This is a genomic window from Streptomyces sp. 3MP-14 (genome assembly GCF_006334905.2).
Taxonomy (GTDB): domain Bacteria; phylum Actinomycetota; class Actinomycetes; order Streptomycetales; family Streptomycetaceae; genus Streptomyces; species Streptomyces triticirhizae.
Genome location: NZ_VDLZ02000007.1, coordinates 378,107 through 395,005 on the forward strand (window position 1 = coordinate 378,107; position 16,899 = coordinate 395,005).

At 74.1% G+C, this 16,899-nt stretch carries 14 protein-coding genes and 1 rRNA gene; 12 read left to right on the top strand and 3 right to left on the bottom strand.

The window, feature by feature from the left end; translation table 11 throughout:
- The gene (locus FH609_RS14690; RefSeq protein WP_122185170.1) at nucleotides 1-519 is read right to left on the bottom strand and encodes a cysteine dioxygenase; all 519 of its coding nucleotides are present in this window, start codon (nucleotides 517-519) and stop codon (nucleotides 1-3) included.
- Nucleotides 520-1,030: 511 nt separating this feature from the next.
- Between FH609_RS14690 and FH609_RS14695 the strand changes: the two genes are divergently transcribed.
- The 3 genes from FH609_RS14695 (at nucleotide 1,031) to FH609_RS14705 (ending at nucleotide 6,662) form a co-directional block, all read left to right on the top strand.
- A complete protein-coding gene (locus FH609_RS14695; protein WP_003950432.1) occupies nucleotides 1,031-1,294 on the top strand; it encodes a WhiB family transcriptional regulator in 264 nt (87 codons plus the stop codon).
- A gap of 185 nt (nucleotides 1,295-1,479) precedes the next feature.
- Entirely contained in the window at nucleotides 1,480-5,088 is a 3,609-nt protein-coding gene (locus FH609_RS14700; RefSeq protein WP_139674227.1) for a glycosyltransferase family 2 protein, read from the top strand.
- Nucleotides 5,085-6,662, top strand: coding sequence for a DUF5719 family protein (locus tag FH609_RS14705; RefSeq protein ID WP_139674225.1), 1,578 nt, complete (start codon nucleotides 5,085-5,087; stop codon nucleotides 6,660-6,662). Before FH609_RS14700 ends, FH609_RS14705 begins: the two co-directional genes overlap by 4 nt.
- 41 nt (nucleotides 6,663-6,703) lie before the next feature.
- Here FH609_RS14705 and FH609_RS14710 read toward each other — a convergent pair whose 3' ends face one another.
- The gene (locus tag FH609_RS14710; RefSeq protein ID WP_139674223.1) at nucleotides 6,704-7,075 is read right to left on the bottom strand and encodes a metallopeptidase family protein; all 372 of its coding nucleotides are present in this window, start codon (nucleotides 7,073-7,075) and stop codon (nucleotides 6,704-6,706) included.
- A 279-nt stretch (nucleotides 7,076-7,354) separates the two neighbouring features.
- Here FH609_RS14710 and FH609_RS14715 point away from each other — a divergent pair, with 279 nt between their 5' ends.
- From FH609_RS14715 to FH609_RS14745, 7 genes are all read left to right on the top strand, one after another.
- Nucleotides 7,355-7,741 (top strand): DUF3499 domain-containing protein, encoded by a 387-nt coding sequence (locus tag FH609_RS14715; protein ID WP_193318098.1) that lies wholly within the window; start codon nucleotides 7,355-7,357, stop codon nucleotides 7,739-7,741.
- A 76-nt stretch (nucleotides 7,742-7,817) separates the two neighbouring features.
- Nucleotides 7,818-9,176 (top strand): phosphomannomutase/phosphoglucomutase, encoded by a 1,359-nt coding sequence (locus tag FH609_RS14720; protein ID WP_139674222.1) that lies wholly within the window; start codon nucleotides 7,818-7,820, stop codon nucleotides 9,174-9,176.
- Between the two features lie 125 nt (nucleotides 9,177-9,301).
- Nucleotides 9,302-9,481, top strand: a complete 180-nt coding sequence (locus tag FH609_RS14725; protein WP_139674220.1) for a Trm112 family protein — start codon at nucleotides 9,302-9,304, stop codon at nucleotides 9,479-9,481.
- Nucleotides 9,482-9,528: 47 nt separating this feature from the next.
- Nucleotides 9,529-10,674 carry an SIS domain-containing protein gene (locus FH609_RS14730; protein WP_139674218.1) on the top strand — a complete coding sequence of 382 codons (1,146 nt, stop codon included), beginning with the start codon at nucleotides 9,529-9,531 and terminating at the stop codon, nucleotides 10,672-10,674.
- A 28-nt stretch (nucleotides 10,675-10,702) separates the two neighbouring features.
- Complete coding sequence (gene manA, locus FH609_RS14735; protein WP_139674216.1) at nucleotides 10,703-11,917, top strand: mannose-6-phosphate isomerase, class I; 1,215 nt, start codon at nucleotides 10,703-10,705, stop codon at nucleotides 11,915-11,917.
- A gap of 292 nt (nucleotides 11,918-12,209) precedes the next feature.
- Complete coding sequence (gene ahcY / locus FH609_RS14740; protein ID WP_139674214.1) at nucleotides 12,210-13,643, top strand: adenosylhomocysteinase; 1,434 nt, start codon at nucleotides 12,210-12,212, stop codon at nucleotides 13,641-13,643.
- A 63-nt stretch (nucleotides 13,644-13,706) separates the two neighbouring features.
- On the top strand, nucleotides 13,707-14,330 hold the full coding sequence (locus FH609_RS14745) for a hypothetical protein (RefSeq protein WP_139674212.1): 624 nt from the start codon (nucleotides 13,707-13,709) through the stop codon (nucleotides 14,328-14,330).
- 20 nt (nucleotides 14,331-14,350) lie between these two features.
- Here the strand turns inward: FH609_RS14745 and FH609_RS14750 are convergent, their stop codons facing one another.
- On the bottom strand, nucleotides 14,351-15,304 hold the full coding sequence (locus tag FH609_RS14750; RefSeq protein ID WP_139674210.1) for an RDD family protein: 954 nt from the start codon (nucleotides 15,302-15,304) through the stop codon (nucleotides 14,351-14,353).
- 85 nt (nucleotides 15,305-15,389) lie between these two features.
- On the opposite strand from FH609_RS14750, the gene FH609_RS14755 reads away from it, so the two are divergent.
- Complete coding sequence (locus FH609_RS14755; RefSeq protein WP_139674208.1) at nucleotides 15,390-16,400, top strand: stage II sporulation protein M; 1,011 nt, start codon at nucleotides 15,390-15,392, stop codon at nucleotides 16,398-16,400.
- A 382-nt stretch (nucleotides 16,401-16,782) separates the two neighbouring features.
- Nucleotides 16,783-16,899 (top strand): 16S ribosomal RNA (locus FH609_RS14760); the annotation flags it as partial.

The window sequence follows — 16,899 nt, forward strand, 5'->3', positions numbered from 1 at the left end:
TCAGCAGGCGAGCAGGCCCCGGGGGCTGGGCTCCCCGAGGGGAACGCGCTCCGCCTCGGGGCGTGGCCGCATCGGCATCTCGGTCAGGCCGGGGAAGTAGACGTGCAGGCTGACCGCGGGCTCCAGCGCCGCGTTGACCACCTCGTGGACGTAGCCCGGCGCGAAGACCCGCAGCGAGCCCGGCGTGAGCACCCGGCTGCCGCGCCCGCTGGCGTGCTCGGTGAGCGCCCCGGAGAGGACGGTGTACACCCCGGACGACGGGCCGTGGTCGTGCCGCCCGCTGCCCTGGCCCGGCACCCAACTCAGCAGCCAGACCTCGTACCCCGGGCCGACCCGCAGCCGGTGGTACCAACGGCTGGTCGCGTCGTACCGCACCAGGGGCGCCCAACACTCCCGATCACCCGCCAGCGCGACGGCCAGGCCCGCGAACCCCGCGACGGTGTGCGGGTGCTCGGCCGGGGCGGGCAGCAGGTGGGGGAGGGCCAGCGGATCGCCGGCGATGGCGTTGTCGTTGTCCATGGAGTGCGGTGCGCCTCGAATGTGGTGGGGCCCGGCCGATCCCGTCAGTCGATGGGGTGTCAACTGGGCGTGCTGTCGCCGGCATTGTTTCATCAGATCCGGGCGTGCGGGACCGCGACAGGGTTTATCCGCGCCGTAACGGGGACAGGCGCGGCATCATCCACGCATCCCCGTGGGCGCGTTGCCGATCCGTGACCTCGACGTGACCTGCGTCGCGGGCCCACGCGATCGCGCAACAAATCCACGGTCTCGTTCGTCTTTCTGTACGAGAGGACCGAATCGGCCGAGGAACCGGCGGATTGCGGGACGGATACCCGAGAGAACAAGCAGGATTTGTACCGATTTGAACACTTTCCGTGTGAGTGTGGTGCCACAGGGTGAATCATCGGGTGAATGGCAGATCGTGGCTTGACTGCCGGTGAGCGGCCCACCTGTAATTTCACTCATGTCGTTCGACCGGCACGGATAACGACGGCATCACGGGGACGCAAAGAAGACGAGGGGCGCGCATATGACCGAGCTGTTCGAACAACTGCTGGTCGAGGAAGCCGACGAGGAGCTTGGCTGGCAGGAGCGCGCGCTCTGCGCGCAGACCGACCCCGAGTCCTTCTTCCCCGAGAAGGGCGGCTCCACGCGCGAGGCCAAGAAGGTCTGCCTCGCCTGCGAGGTCCGCTCCGAATGCCTTGAGTACGCCCTCGCCAACGACGAACGTTTCGGAATCTGGGGCGGGTTGTCCGAACGTGAACGTCGCCGCCTGAAGAAGGCCGCCGTCTGACCGGGGGGTGACCGTCCGGGTCGACCGCCCGTTCCACCCGACGCCGGGACAATCCCGGCATCTCCCGCCCGAGGGGCGTTGACGGTACCAGCCGCTAGTGTGGTGCGCTGTCCGAGACGACAAGCGCCGCTCCACCCGGAGCAGCGCCGTCCACCACCGTCCAGCGAACCGGGGCCAGCACCTCGATGTCCGTGCACAGCCAGCCGGCGGCGCAGCAGGCCGCCCACCCAGAACTCCCCCGGCACGTCGTCACCGCCGTGCTCGTCTCGCACGACGGCGAACGCTGGCTCCCCGAGGTCCTGCGCGGACTCCTCGGCCAGGAGCGGCCCGTTCAGGACGTGATCGCCGCCGACACCGGCAGCGCCGACTCCTCGGCCACCCTGGTCACCGAAGCCCTCGGCGCCGAGCGGGTGTTGCACCTCGCCCGCCGCACCGGCTTCGGGGCCGCCGTCGCCGAGGCCGCCCGCACCGCCCCCGTGCTCACCCCGGACGACCTCCCCTATCTGCGCCGGCCCGCCGCCTGGGACCCCGTCAACCGCCGCTGGGACACCAGCACCTACGACCTGCCCGAGCTGCCGCACGGCGAACCGGTGCACTGGCTCTGGCTGTTGCACGACGACTCGGCCCCCGCCCCCGACGCCCTCGGCCACCTGCTGCGCCAGGCGGACGCCACCCCGTCCGCCGCCATCGTCGGCGGCAAGCTGCGCGGCTGGTACGACCGCAGGCAGCTGCTGGAGGTCGGCGTCTCCATCGCCCACAGCGGGCGCCGCTGGACCGGCCTCGACCGCCGCGAGCAGGACCAGGGCCAGCACGACCGCATCAGGCCCGTCCTCTCCGTCTCCACCGCCGGGATGCTGATCAGGCGCGATGTCTTCGAGCAGCTCGGCGGGTTCGACCGCAGGCTGCCGCTGACCCGCGACGACCTGGACCTCTGCTGGCGCGCCCAGGCCGCCGGCCACACGGTGCTGATCGCGCCCGACGCCGTGCTCCGGCACGCCGAGGCCGCGACCAGGGAACGCCGTTCCATCGACTGCGCCGGCCGGCTCGGCGGCAGCCCGCACCGCGTCGACAAGGCCGCCGCCGCCTACGCCCTGCTCGTCAACTCCCGCGTCCAGGTGCTGCCCTGGGTGCTCTTCCGGCTGGTCCTCGGCACCCTGCTGCGCATCCTCGCCTATCTCGTCGGCAAGCAGCCGGGCCGCGCGCTCGACGAGGCCGCCGGGCTGCTGTCCACGCTGCTCCGGCCCGGCCGGCTGATCGGCGCCCGGCGCGCCCGCGCGAAGGCGACCGCCCCCGGGCACGACCCCAAGGAGCTGAGGCCCCTCTTCCCGCCGCCGGGCGCGACCGTCCGCTCCACCGTCGAGCAGATCGCGAGCAACTTCGGCGGCCGCGCCGAGCCCGCTTCCGCCTCCAGCGGACGCCACGGCGCCGTCGAGTCGGGGCCGAGCGACGACGACGCGGACGTGCTGGAGGTCGAGCAGTTCGCCCGCGTCCGCCGGCTGGCCCGCAGGCCGGGACCGGTGCTCTTCCTCGCGCTGCTGGTGGTCGCCCTACTGGCCTGCCGCAACCTCATCGGCGGCGGCGCCCTCAGCGGCGGCGCCCTGCTCCCGGCGCCGGCCGACGCCGGCGCCCTCTGGGACCGCTACCTGACGACCTGGCACCCGGTCGGCACCGGCGGCACCGAGTCCGCCCCGCCGTTCGTCGGCCTGCTGGCGCTGCTGGCCAGCGTCCTCCTCGGCAACACCGGCCCCGCGATGACCCTGCTGCTGGTCGGCGCCGTGCCGCTCGCCGGCATCAGCGCCTATCTGACCTCGCGCCCGCTGGTGATGTCCCGGCTGCTGCGCGCCTGGGGCAGCGTGGCCTACGCCTTCCTGCCCGCCGTCACCGGCGCGCTGGCCGGCGGCCGGGTCGGCACCGCGCTGCTGGCCGTGCTTCTGCCGCCGCTGGCCCGCGCCGCCGTCGCCGCCGCCGGCCACACCAGGGGCGACGGCATCGGCCCCTGGCGCGCGGTGTGGGCGTGCGCGCTGCTGCTGACCGTCGGCACCGCGTTCACGCCGGTGATCTGGCCGCTGGCCCTGCTGCTCGCCTGCCTCGCCCTGGCCCTGCCCTGGGGGATGCCGGGCGGCGTGCGCCGGGCCAGGGCGCTGCGGTTCGGCGCCGCGCTCGGCACCCCGGTGCTGCTGCTCGCACCCTGGTCGCTGTCCACGCTGCTGAGCCCGAGCGCCTTCCTCCGCGAGGCCGGCCTCCCGTTCGAGACCGGGCGCGCGGACGCCGTCCAACTGCTCAACCTCAGCCCCGGCGGCCCCGGCACGCCCGGCGGCTGGCTGCTGGCCGGGGTGCTGCTGGCCGCGCTCGGCGCGCTGCTGCGCCGCGAGCGCCGGCTGGCCATCCACACCGCCTGGGCCGGCGCCCTGGTCGCGCTGCTGCTCGCGATCTGGTCCGACTCCGAGAGCTGGGCCGGCCCGGCCGTCCTGGTCTACGGCCTGGCGCTGCTGAGCGCCGCGGTGCTCGGCGCCGACGGCGCCCGCTACCGCGTCGCGGCCCGCAGCTTCGGCTGGCGCCAGCCGCTGGCGGTCGCCGTGGCCGGCGCCGCCGCGATCGGCCCGCTGCTGGCCGCCGCCGGCTGGGTGCTGGGCGGCGCCGACGGGCCGCTGCGCCGCGCCGACCCGGTGCAGGTGCCGGCGTTCGTCGCCGAGGAGAGCGCCAACGGCGACCAGGCCCGCACCCTGGTGCTCTCCGCCGACGGCCGGACCGACGACGAGGTCGGCGAGGTCACCTACTCCCTGGTGCGCGGCTCGGGCGCCCGGCTCGGCGACGCCGACCTCGCCGAACTCCTCGGCGAGGACGAGGCGTTGAGCGAGGCCGTCGGCGACCTCACGGCCGGCACCGGCGCCGACCAGACCAGGGCGCTCGCCGACTACGCCGTCCGCTACGTCCTGGTCCAGGACGGCAGCCCGCGCGCCCTGCACCGGACGCTGGACACCACGCCCGGCCTCCAGCGCCTCAGCCAGGAGGACGGCAGCGCCCTGTGGCGGGTCAACCGCGAGGCGGCCCGCGCCCTGGTGCTGCCGGCCGAGGAGGAGGGGCCAGAGGCCGAGCCCGTCCCGCTGCCGGCCGAGGCCGTCGAGGTCCACGCCGACCTGCCGGACGGGCCTGCCGGCCGGGTGCTCCGCCTCGCCGACCGCGCCGACGAGGGCTTCCGCGCCACGCTGGACGGCCGCCCGCTCACCCCGGTCACCGTGGGCGACTGGGCGCAGGGCTTCGAACTGCCCGCCGGCGGCGGCCGGTTGGACGTGGTCTACGAGACCTCGGGGCTGCACACCATGTGGGTCTGGGCGCAGGGCTTCGGGCTGCTGGTGCTGGTGGTGCTCTCGCTGCCCGACCGCCGCCGCGAGCTGGACGACGACCTGCCGGAGGCCGAGGCCCCCGCCGCGCCGTCAGGCCGCAGGGCCCGGCGGATGGCGGCCGTCCCGGCGCAGGGCGCCCCCCAGGGGAACGAGGCGGCGGAGCCGACGCCGGTCCCCGAGGCCGCGCCGCAGGCCCCGCCAGCGCCGCCCGAGTGGACCCCGGAGCCACCCGAGCCCTATCCGCCGGTGGCCGACCCACCCGGCGCCGGTGCCATTCCCCAACAGCAGTCCTACGGCGACTGGTCGGCCCAGCCCTACGACCCGCAGCAGCCCTACGACCCGTCGGGTCAGGGCGGCTACGACCAGCCCGACCAGGGCGGCTACGACCAGAGCTATGTGGCGCCCTACGACTATCCGACCGACTACGGCGACGGGAGTGATCACCGGTGAACCGCCTCCCCCTGCCCGTGCTCGGCATCGTGGTCGCGCTGCTCGCCCTCACGGGGATCGCGGCGCTGCGGCCCGAGGCCGAGGAAGCAACGCCGCTCCGCCGCGCCCAGCCGCTCCCGGTGGAGCGCACCGCGCTGACCTGCCCGCGCCCCACCGGCGCCGAGTCCGCGACCACCTGGTACACGGCGTTCACCCCGTCGAGCCAGAGCGTCCGCTTCGACGAGGGGACCGCCGCCCTGTCGCCGGCCCCCGAACACGTCCCCGACCCCGACGCGACCGATCCGGAGGCGAACGACCCGGACGAGGAGAACGGGGACGAGCAGGAGAACGCCGAGAACGACGAGACCGCCGAGGAGGCCGAGGAGGAGCAGGCCGCCGAGCCGGTGGTCGAGCTGGCCGAGCCCGGCCTCCCCGTCACCGCCAGGGTCGACGACCCCGACGCGCCCGCCCTCGCCGGCACCGCCGAGCAGCTGCTCGCCCCGGGCTGGACCGTTCAGCAGACCACCGTCGTCGACTCCGGCGAGGGCCGAGGCACCCTCGGCACCTCCTGCCAGACCCCGGACACCGAGTTCTGGTTCGCCGGGGCCAGCGCCGCCGAGGACCGCCACGACTACGTCCACGTCACCAACCCGGACGAGGCCGCCACCGTCGTGGACATCGAGATCTACGGCGCCGAGGGCGAGTTGGCCGCCGACCACGGCCAGGGCATCACCGTGCCCGGCCACTCCAGCGTCGCCGTCCGCCTCTCCACCCTGCTCAGCGACCCCGAGCCGGGCCTGGCCGTCCATGTCGCCGCCCGCAGCGGCCGGATCGGCGCCCAGGTCGAGGTGGTCGACGAGGCGCTGGGCACCGACTGGCTGCCGCCCGTCACCGCCCCCACCGCCGACTCCGTGGTCCTGCCCGGCATCCCCGCCGGCGTCAACGCCGCGCGGCTGTCGGTCTTCGCCCCGGGCAACGAGGACCTCTCGCTGGACGTCGGCCTCGCGGGACCCGGCGGCACCATCGTCCCGGCCGGCAACGAGACCGTCTCGGCGGTCGCCGGCACCGTGACCACCATCGACCTCGGCGACATCACCCAGGGCGAGGCGGCGTCCCTGGTGCTGACCCGGCAGGAGGACTCGGGCGAAGGCCCCGTGATCGCCAGCCTCCACGTGGTCGCCGGCGAGGACGACGGCCGCGAGTCCGCGTTCATCCCGGCCACCGCCCCCGTCGACGACCGCGCCACGATCTCCGGCAACACGACCGGCGGCACCCGGCTCGCGCTCCTCGCGCTGGACGAGACGGTCGAGGTGGACATCGCCTACTCGGCCGGCGCCGACGGCGGCGAGCCCGTCTCGGAGACCTTCACCGTCGACCCGGGCACCACCCTGGCCATCACCCCCGAACCGGCCGACACCCAGGGGAACTACGCGATCACCCTGCGCCCCTCCGGCGGCGGCACGCTCTACGCCGCCCGGACGCTGCTGATCGACCAGGACGGCTCGACCACGTTCACCACCCAGACGCTGCCCGACGACCGCTCCACCGTCTCCGTGCCCGAGACCGGGCCCGACCTGTCGCTGCTCGTCGACTGAGCCCGGGCCCCGGCTCAGTCGACGAGCAGCGCCGCCCGGGCTCAGTCCTGCCCGTACCCGGGATCGACCGACTCCGGGGCCAGCCCCAGCAGCTCGGCGGCCTGCTCCACGACCACCTCGTGCACCAGCTGGGCGCACTCGTCACGGTTGCGGCTGCGCAACTCCACCGGCCGGCGGTAGACCACGATCCGGTCCCGCCGCCCCCGCGAAGCCCGCACCACCCCGCCCAGCGGCACCGCGCCGTCCGCCGAGGCGTCGCGCAGCACCGGCACCTCGCGCACCACGAAGTCCACCCCGTCCAGCTGCGGCAGCCGCCGCCGCAGCCGCTCCGCCGAGTCGTGCACCAGCGAGTCGAACGTGTCCGCGCGGGTCAGCGCCAGCGGCACCTGCGGCGGCGCCACCGGTCCGCGCATACCACGGCCGTGCCGGTCGCGATGCCGATGTCGCTCGGGCGGGCCGGACACGGGTGGGGGGACTCCGCTGGACTTGTCCATCGCATCGACGATAGATCAGAAACCCGCCCCCCGGTCAGAGCGCCTCAGGCCACCCCACGCCCCCGCCGACCGCCCCCGCACAACCCCCGGACGCCCGGGGCGAATCCGTACACTGCGGGCCGGACCGGGACGACACGGCCGGGTGACGCCGCCCCGAGTCGTCGCGGCCCGCTCAGGAGTGCGGTACGGTCCAACATCGTGAGCCCCGTACGTCGCTGTTCGCGCACCGCGTGCGGCCGTCCCGCCGTGGCGACGCTGACGTATGTCTACGCGGACTCCACGGCCGTTCTCGGTCCGCTCGCCACCTATGCCGAACCCCACTGCTACGACCTCTGCGCGGAGCACTCGGAGCGGCTGACCGCGCCACGCGGCTGGGAGGTGGTCCGCCTCGCGATGGACCCGGCGAGCACCCGCCCCAGCGGGGACGACCTCGAAGCCCTCGCCGACGCCGTCCGCGAGGCCGCCAGGACGCCCCCGCGCCCCGAGCCGCCGCCCGGCGCGCCGCTGCCCCGCCGGGGCACCGCCGACCCGGTCGAGGTCGCCCGCCGTGGACACCTCCGTATCCTCCGGTCCCCGGAGCCGTAACGTCACCCCGGTACATTGAAGGGCGCGCTCATCACAGCACCGCCGTTCACCCAAGCCTCAAGACAAGGGGTCAGCTGTGCCGGACCTGTCAGGGATCGTGAAGGCCTATGACGTTCGGGGTGAGGTCCCCGACCAGTGGGACGAGTCGCTCGCCGAGCTGTTCGGGGCGGCCTTCGCCGAGGTCGTCGACGCCACCGCCGTGGTCATCGGCCACGACATGCGCCCCTCGTCCCCCGGACTGGCCAGAGCCTTCGCCCGCGGCGTCGCCGCGCGGGGCGCCGACGTCACCGAGATCGGCCTGTGCTCGACGGACCAGCTCTACTACGCCAGCGGCGCGCTCGACCTGCCGGGCGCCATGTTCACCGCCAGCCACAACCCGGCCCAGTACAACGGCATCAAGATGTGCCGCGCCGGCGCCGCCCCCGTCGGACAGGACAGCGGCCTCGCCGAGATCAGGGCCCTGGTGGAACGCTGGGCCGACGAGGGCGCGCCCGCGCCCGTCGCCACGCCCGGCACCATCGACCAGCGCGACGTCCTCACCGACTACGCCGCCCACCTGCGGTCCCTCGTCGACCTGGAGACCATCCGCCCGCTGAAGGTCGTGGTCGACGCCGGCAACGGCATGGGCGGCCACACCGTGCCCACCGTCTTCGACGGGCTGCCCCTCCAACTGGACGCGATGTACTTCGAGTTGGACGGCACCTTCCCCAACCACGAGGCCAACCCGCTCGACCCGGCCAACATCGTCGACCTCCAGGCCCGGGTCCGCGAGACCGGCGCCGACCTCGGCCTCGCCTTCGACGGCGACGCCGACCGCTGCTTCGTGGTGGACGAACGCGGCGAGCCCGTCGCCCCCTCGGCCATCACCGCCCTGGTCGCCGCCCGCGAGCTGGCCAAGGACCCGGGCGCCACGGTCATCCACAACCTGATCACCTCCTGGTCCGTACCCGAGGTGGTCAGGGAGAACGGCGGCAACCCGGTCCGCACCCGCGTCGGCCACTCGTTCATCAAGGCCGAGATGGCCCGCACCGGCGCGATCTTCGGCGGCGAGCACTCCGCGCACTACTACTTCAGGGACTTCTGGAACGCGGACACCGGCATGTTGGCCGCGCTCCACGTGCTCTCCGCGCTCGGCCACCAGCAGGGCCCGCTCTCCGAACTGGTCGCGGCCTACGACCGCTACGCCGCCTCGGGCGAGATCAACAGCAGGGTCGCCGACCAGGCCGGCCGCGCCGCCGCCGTCAGGGCCGCCTACGCCGACCGCGAGGGCGTCACCCTCGACGAGCTGGACGGGCTGACCGTCACCGCCGATGACTGGTGGTTCAACCTCCGCCCCTCCAACACCGAGCCGCTGCTCCGGCTCAACATCGAGGCCAGGGACGCGGCCACCGTGGACAAGGTCCGCGACGAGGTGCTCGCCATCGTCCGCGCCTGACCCGGCGCGCACCCCTCGCACCCCCGGGGGCGGCCGGACACCGCGTGCCCGGCCGCCCTGAGCTGCGGGTAGGGTTGACCGTCGCGTACCCGTCCGCACCCGTTCGTCCACCGCCGGAGGAAGCCATGCCGCTCGTCGAAGACGCCCTGCTGGACATCCTCGCCTGCCCCGTCTGCCACGCCCCGCTCCGCGCCGACGAGCAGGAGAGCGAGCTGGTCTGCACCGGCGACACCTGCGCCCTGGCCTACCCGGTGCGCGACGGCATCCCCGTGCTGCTGGTGGACGAGGCCCGCCGGACCGGCTGAGCCCCCCGGGCAGGCAACGGAACGGCCAGGAAGGCCAGGAACGCGCCATGTTCGACGAAACGCTGCTCGACGCCCCCGACCGGCTGGTCCACGCCGACCCGCGCGGCCTGCTGCGCGCCGCCGCCGGCGCGGGGGCGCAGGTGCGCAGCGCGGCGCACGGCGCCGCCGAGTCGCCGCTCGCCCGCCTCACCCCCGAGGGCCGCCCCGGCACCGTGCTGCACGCCGGCCTCGGGCCCCAGGTCCCGCTGCTGGCCGACCTGTTCGAGGCCCTCGCCGGCGACGCGCTGCGCGTCGCGACCCTGCGGCCCCTCGGCCCCGCCGCCGACCCCGGCGCGCTCACCTGGGTGCTGCCCCGCTGGGTCGGCCCGATGGACCTGCTGGTGATCACCAGTGCCGAGGGTGTCGAGCCGGGACTGACCCTGCTGGTCGAGGCCGCCCAACGACGCGGCTGCTCGGTCGTCGCCGTCACCCCCGCCCGCTCCCCGCTCGCCGAGGTCGTCCGGTACCGCAGGGGCCTGCTGCTGCCGTTGACCGACGCCCCGTTCCAGGAGCCCAGCGGCGCCCAGGCAGCCCCCGGTCCCGCCTGGGCGCTGCTCACCCCGCTGCTGCTGCTCGGCGACCGGCTCGGCCTGTTCGCCGCGCCCGACGCCACCCTCCAACTGCTCGCCGACCGGCTCGACCTGGTCGCCGAGCGGTGCGGCCCGGCGACCCGCACCCGGGAGAACCCGGCCAAGTCCCTCGCCGCCCAGTTCAGCGCCGCGCTCCCGCTGCTGTGGAGCGACGGCCCGCTGGCCGGCGCCGTCGCCCGGCACGCCCAGCGCACCCTGACCGCCCTGGCCGGCCGCCCCGCGCTCAGCGCCGAGCTGCCCGAGGCGCTCGAAGCCCACGCCCCGCTCCTCAGCGGCGACCTGGCGGCCGCCACCGACCCCGACGACTTCTTCCGCGACCGCGTCGACGAGCCCGCGCCGCTGCGCCCGCACATCCTGCTGTTCCGCGACCCGCCGCCCAACGGCGCGCCCGGCGGGCTGCCTTCGGCCGCCGACGCGGCACGGGACCTCGCGTCGGACCGGGGCGTCGGCCTCGACGAGCTGAGCTGCGAGGAGGGCGATCCGCTGGTCGCGGTCGCCGAGCTGCTCGCCAGGACGGACTTCGCCGCCGTCTACCTGACGCTCGCCGCAGGGCACCACGGCTGACGCCTCACCCCAGCACAGAAAGACGCTCATGGACCGCCTCCAGAACACCATCAGGCCCTACGCCTGGGGCTCCACCACCGCGCTGCCCGAGCTGTTGGGCACCGAACCGACCGGCGAGCCGCAGGCCGAGCTGTGGATGGGCGCCCACCCCGGCGCGCCCTCCCGCCTCGACCGGGGCGAGGGCCCCGTCTCGCTGGCCGACGTCATCGACGCCGACCCGGCGGGCGAACTGGGCGAGGCCACCGTCGCCGCCTTCGGGCCGCGACTCCCGTTCCTGCTCAAGCTGTTGGCGGCCGGCAGCGCGCTCTCGCTCCAGGTCCACCCGAACCTCGAACAGGCCGCCGCCGGCTTCGCCGAGGAGGAGGCCAACGGCGTCCCGCTGGACGCCCCACACCGCAACTACCGGGACACCAACCACAAGCCCGAGCTGATCTGCGCCCTCACCCCGTTCGACGGGCTCTGCGGCTTCCGGCCCGCCGCCGAGACCGCCGAGCTGCTCGACGCGCTGGGCGTCGACGAACTCAAGCCCTACGCCGACCTGTTGCGCGCCCGCCCCGAGGGCGACGCGCTGCGCGAGGTCTTCACCGCCGTGCTGACGGCCGACCCCGAGGCCATGGCCACGACGGTGGAACGCGCGGCGGCCGCCGCCGCCCGACGCGTCGCCGAGGCGCCCGACGCCCCGTTCGCCGCCGCCTACGACGCCTACGTCCGGATCGCCCGCCAGTACCCCGGCGACCCCGGGGTCATCGCGGCCATGCTGCTCAACCACGTCCGACTGGCCCCCGGCGAGGCGCTGTTCCTGGGCGCCGGGGTGCCGCACGCCTACCTCGACGGGCTCGGCGTGGAGATCATGGCCAACTCGGACAACGTGCTGCGCTGCGGCCTCACGCCCAAGCACGTCGACGTGCCCGAACTGCTGCGCATCGTGCGCTTCGAGGCCGGCGACCCCGGCGTGCTGCGCCCCGAACCCGACGCCGACGGCGCCGAGCGGTACGCGACGCCGATCGACGAGTTCCAGCTCTCCCGCTACCTGTCCGCCGACGGCGGCCGCACCGCCCTGCCCGCCGACCGCCCGCAGATCCTGCTCTGCGTCCAGGGACGCGTCGCCCTGCACGGGCCGGACGGCGCGCGGATCGACCTGGCGCCGGGCGAGTCCGCGTTCGCCAGCGCCGGCGAGAACGTCGAACTGGCCGGCGCGGGAACGCTGTTCCGCGCCACCGTCGCCGACCACCCCGCGCGCTGACCGCCGGCGCGCACCAACGGGGTCACGGCGCGCGCCGGCTGGCCGAGAAATGACCGTTCGCATAGTGCCGCCCGGGGCACGCGGTGTACATTCGGTCCGTTACCAGACGTCGTTGCTGATGGCAGTCGGGTGCGGAGCCGAGCAGGCGCCGCTCAGCCCGGCCGAGGGGTAAGAAGGCCCTCCGACGGACCGTGGCGCAGCGGACGCCCGTCCCCGCAACCCGGGGCATCGCGGGCCTCGCCGCTGTCGCCTCCTGTCCGCCCGACTTCACTTCGCGTGAGGAGCAGCCGTCATGACAACGACCGCAACCGCCGCTCAGGACTTCAAGGTCGCCGACCTGTCGCTGGCCGAGTTCGGCCGCAAGGAAATCACCCTGGCCGAGCACGAGATGCCCGGTCTGATGGCGATCCGTGAGGAGTACGCGGCCAGCCAGCCGCTCGCCGGCGCCCGGATCACCGGCTCGCTGCACATGACCGTCCAGACGGCCGTGCTGATCGAGACCCTGGTCGCGCTCGGCGCCCAGGTCCGCTGGGCCTCCTGCAACATCTTCTCCACCCAGGACCACGCCGCCGCGGCGATCGCCGCGGCCGGCATCCCCGTCTTCGCCTGGAAGGGCGAGACGCTGGAGGAGTACTGGTGGTGCACGGAGCGCGCGCTGACCTGGCCGGACACCCCGACCGGCGGCCCCAACATGATCCTCGACGACGGCGGCGACGCCACTCTCCTGCTGCACAACGGCGTCGAGTACGAGAAGAGCGGCAAGGTGCCGGACATCTCGACCGCCGAGAACGAGGAGCACGAGGTCATCCTCAGGCTCCTCACCCGCACCCTCGCCGAGACGCCGCAGAAGTGGACCCAGGCCGCCTCCGAGATCAGGGGCGTCACCGAGGAGACCACCACCGGCGTGCACCGCCTCTACGAGATGTTCCGCGAGGGGACGCTCCTCTTCCCGGCCATCAACGTCAACGACTCGGTCACCAAGTCCAAGTTCGACAACAAGTACGGCTGTCGCCACTCCCTGATCGACGGCATCAACCGCGCCACCGACGTGCTCATCGGCGGCAAGGTCGCCGTGGTCTGCGGCTACGGCGACGTCGGCAAGGGCTGCGCCGAGTCCCTGCGCGGCCAGGGCGCCCGGGTGATCGTCACCGAGATCGACCCGATCTGCGCCCTCCAGGCCGCCATGGACGGCTACCAGGTGGCCCGCCTGGAGGACGTCGTCGAGACCGCCGACATCTTCGTCACCGCCACCGGGAACCGCGACATCATCCTCGCCTCCCACATGCAGCGGATGAAGCACCAGGCGATCGTCGGCAACATCGGCCACTTCGACAACGAGATCGACATGGCCGGCCTCGCCGCGCTCCCCGGCGTGGTCAGGGACGAGGTCAAGCCCCAGGTGCACACCTGGACCTTCCCCGACGGGCACAACATCATCGTGCTCTCCGAGGGCCGCCTGCTGAACCTCGGCAACGCCACCGGACACCCGTCGTTCGTGATGTCCAACAGCTTCGCCAACCAGACCATCGCGCAGATCGAACTCTTCACCAAGCAGAGCGAGTACCCGACCGGCGTGTACGTCCTGCCGAAGCACCTCGACGAGAAGGTCGCCCGCCTCCACCTGAAGGCACTCGGCGCCGAACTCACCGAGCTGACCGAGGGCCAGGCGAGCTACCTCGGCATCCCGGTCGAGGGCCCCTACAAGCCGGACCACTACCGGTACTGATCCCCGGAACCGCCCGGGCCCGCCGCACGCCGGCGCGCCCGGGCGGCCCGCCCCCGCGATCCCATGCCCCAAGGCCGATACAGCATCAGCGACCCCGAGGACGGCAGCCCCCTCGGCGAGGAGCGCTTCCGCTGCGCCCCCGGGCCCGCCGGCTGGCGCTACACCGGCGAGCAGACCGCGCCCGACGGCACGCCCCGCCTCGCCACCGACCTCACCCTGGACGCCCTGGGCCGCCAGCTCCGCGTCGAACTCCGCGCCGGCGGCTGGCAGTTGCGCGGCGGCGCCCTGGAGGGGCTGACCTGGGTCCGGATGGACGCCGCCGGCACCACGGCCGACGAGGGCAACGCCAGGGCCGCCGCCTTCAGCGGCCCGTCACCCGGCTTCCTGGTCGCCGTCGCCCGCCTGCTCAGGCCCGGCCGGGACCCGGAGGCCGAACGCCCCGCCAGCGCCCGGGTCCGCCTGGTCACCGTGACGCCACCGGCGCTCGCCACCCGCACCCGCGACGAGAGCTGGACCCACCTCGGCAGCGAGACCCACCCCACGGACAGTGGGCCGCTGACCGTGGACGCGTACGAGGTCGCCGACCTGGAGACCGGGGAACGCCACACCGTCCACCTCGCCGGCGACGTGGTACTCGCCGCACCCGGCGTCGAACTGGAGGAGCTGGACTCCCCACCCTCGCGCTAGAAAACGGCGGCGCTCCCGCGCTAGAACGGCGGCGCGAAGCCCGTCCGTCGCCCCGGCTCGGCCACCGGCTCCCCGCCGGCCTCCGGCCGCTCGGGTATCGCGGGCGGCGAGACCGCCGCCGCACCCCCGCCCCCGGCCGTCGGCGCCTCGGCGGCCCCGCCGACGATCGGCTGGAAACCACCGGCCGCCGGCACCCCGGCCGCCGCGTCCACCGCGCCCGGCATCACCCGTGCCGCCTCCCGCCGCTGCCGCTCACCCAGCAGCGCCGTCAGGAAGTCCACCGGAGAGACCCCGTCCGGCGGCGGCTCCCCGACCCGCGCCAGCACGTCGTCGGCCAGCCGCACCGCCAACGACCGCGCCACCACCGGGTCCAACTGCCCCTCCCGACCGAGGAAACGCCGCACCGTCAGCCACAGCTCGTCCGGCACCTGCGACAGGTCCACCTCGGCGAACCGCCCCGCCAGCTCCGGCGGCGCCACCGGCACCGCCCCGCGCCGTCGACGCGCGCCGCCCGCGACCCGCTCGCGCACCACCAGCGTCCCCGCGAACACGTCTCCCAGTCGCCGCCCCCGCGCCGAGACCAGCGAGGCCACACAGGCAACGGAGCCGGCCGTCATCAGCAATTCGACAAAGCCGATGGCCCCCCGCACCAGCGCATGGCGGAACCGGATCGGCCCGCCGTCCTCCCGCACCACCCGCAGCCCGCAGAGCACCTTGCCCAGCGAACGCCCGTGGCTCAGCGTCTCCACCAGCACCGGGCCCCCGACCACCACCAGCAGGAGCAGCGCCACCTGCACCGCCATGGCCGCCGCCGTCCCCAGCGGCAGCACCGTGCTCAACACGACCACGGAGAGCAGCAGATAGAGGCCCACGACCACCGTCAGATCGATGGCCACCGCCAACGCCCGGCTCGGCAGCCGCGCGGGCTGGAGCCCGAGGACCACCGCATCCCCCGTGACCAGCTGGCCGTTCATGGACCGCCCCCTCTCCCCGGACGCTCTCGGCGGTTTTCGACTTCCGCTGGACAGTGTGACACCGGGGTCTGACAAGCTGCCTCCCATGGACCTCGACGTGTTTGTCGCCGCGCACCGAGCGGAGTGGGAACGGCTCGACGCCCTGATCCGCCGCCGTCGCGGCCGGCTCACCGGAGCCGAGGCCGACGAGCTGGTCCAGCTCTACCAACGGGTGGCCACCCAGCTCTCCCAGCTCCAGTCCACGGCCCCCGACCCCGCGCTCACCAGCCGCCTCACCACCCTGGTCGCCCGCGCGCGCAGCGCCGTCGTGGGCACCCGCAGGGCGACCTGGCGGGACGCGGTCCTCTTCTTCACCGCCCGGTTTCCCGCCGCCTGCTACCGCACCCGGCACTGGTGGGTTCCCACGGCGCTGGTGTTCACCGGCCTGGTCGCCGCCCTGGGCTGGTGGATCGCGGACAGCCCCCAGGTCCAGGCGAGCATCGCGGCCCCCGAGGAGCTGCGCGAGATGACCCGCCCTGGCGGCGCCTACGAGTCCTACTACTCCAGCAGTCCGGCCGCCGCGTTCTCCGCCCAGGTGTGGACGAACAACGCCCAGGTCGCCGGGATGTCCCTGGCCTTCGGCGCCCTGCTCGGCCTGCCCGTCCTGTGGGTCCTCTTCCAGAACGCGGTCAACGTCGCCACCGGCGTGGGCCTGATGGCCTCGGCCGACCGACTCGACGTCTTCCTCGGGCTGATCCTGCCGCACGGCCTGCTGGAGCTGACCGCCGTCTTCGTCGCCGCCGGCGTCGGGCTCCGCCTCGGCTGGACGGTCGTCGACCCGGGCGGGCGCCCCAGGACGACGGCGCTGGCCCAGGAGGGGCGCGCGGCCCTGGGCATGGCGGTCGGCCTGGCGGTCGTGCTGCTGGTCTCCGGCGCGATCGAGGGCTTCGTCACCCCGTCGGGGCTCCCGACCTGGGCCCGGATCGCCATCGGCGTCGCCGCCGAACTGGCCTTCCTCGCCTATGTCTTCGTCCTGGGCCGCCGCGCGGTCGAGGCAGGGGAGACGGGCGACGTCGCGGCCGGGGACCGCCCCGTCGAGGCCCCGGTCGCCGCCTGAGCGAGCCCGGCTTGACGCCGCCAGGGCGGGCGCGTAATGTTCTCCGAGCTGCCACCAGGCGGTCGCCTGTCGGTTGTCCTGGGGAAGCGTCTTGCCGCCATGTGCGGCGCCCACTTCGTGTGAACCTGATTCCCGGTGAGGGTTTGTTTCGGTGTGTCCGAAGCATGTCCGCATGGGGGTTCGGAAGCCCGGATTTGGAATTCGGGTGGGGTTGGTTCTAAAGTAGTGGACACAGCGAAGGGAAGCGCCCGGAGGGCCCTGAGAGGGGTTTGATGGAAGCGTCCGTTCCTTGAGAACTCAACAGTGTGCCAAAAGTCAATGCCAGATTTTTGAGTTGTTTGCGAGGATGTTCGAGCATCTTTGTGGGCGCTTTTTTGAAGCATTCACGGAGAGTTTGATCCTGGCTCAGGACGAACGCTGGCGGCGTGCTTAACACATGCAAGTCGAACGATGATCCGGTTTCGGCCGGGGATTAGTGGCGAACGGGTGAGTAACACGT

What these genes read in the sequence shown, in the direction of transcription:
- FH609_RS14730 (WP_139674218.1), top strand. Translation starts at nt 9,529, where the DNA reads ATGTTCGACGAAACGCTGCTCGACGCCCCCGACCGGCTGGTCCACGCC.
- FH609_RS14755 (WP_139674208.1), top strand. Translation starts at nt 15,390, where the DNA reads ATGGACCTCGACGTGTTTGTCGCCGCGCACCGAGCGGAGTGGGAACGG.
- FH609_RS14745 (WP_139674212.1), top strand. Translation starts at nt 13,707, where the DNA reads ATGCCCCAAGGCCGATACAGCATCAGCGACCCCGAGGACGGCAGCCCC.
- manA (WP_139674216.1), top strand. Translation starts at nt 10,703, where the DNA reads ATGGACCGCCTCCAGAACACCATCAGGCCCTACGCCTGGGGCTCCACC.
- FH609_RS14700 (WP_139674227.1), top strand. Translation starts at nt 1,480, where the DNA reads ATGTCCGTGCACAGCCAGCCGGCGGCGCAGCAGGCCGCCCACCCAGAA.
- FH609_RS14710 (WP_139674223.1), bottom strand. Translation starts at nt 7,075, where the DNA reads ATGCGCGGACCGGTGGCGCCGCCGCAGGTGCCGCTGGCGCTGACCCGC.
- FH609_RS14750 (WP_139674210.1), bottom strand. Translation starts at nt 15,304, where the DNA reads ATGAACGGCCAGCTGGTCACGGGGGATGCGGTGGTCCTCGGGCTCCAG.
- FH609_RS14695 (WP_003950432.1), top strand. Translation starts at nt 1,031, where the DNA reads ATGACCGAGCTGTTCGAACAACTGCTGGTCGAGGAAGCCGACGAGGAG.
- ahcY (WP_139674214.1), top strand. Translation starts at nt 12,210, where the DNA reads ATGACAACGACCGCAACCGCCGCTCAGGACTTCAAGGTCGCCGACCTG.
- FH609_RS14690 (WP_122185170.1), bottom strand. Translation starts at nt 519, where the DNA reads ATGGACAACGACAACGCCATCGCCGGCGATCCGCTGGCCCTCCCCCAC.
- FH609_RS14725 (WP_139674220.1), top strand. Translation starts at nt 9,302, where the DNA reads ATGCCGCTCGTCGAAGACGCCCTGCTGGACATCCTCGCCTGCCCCGTC.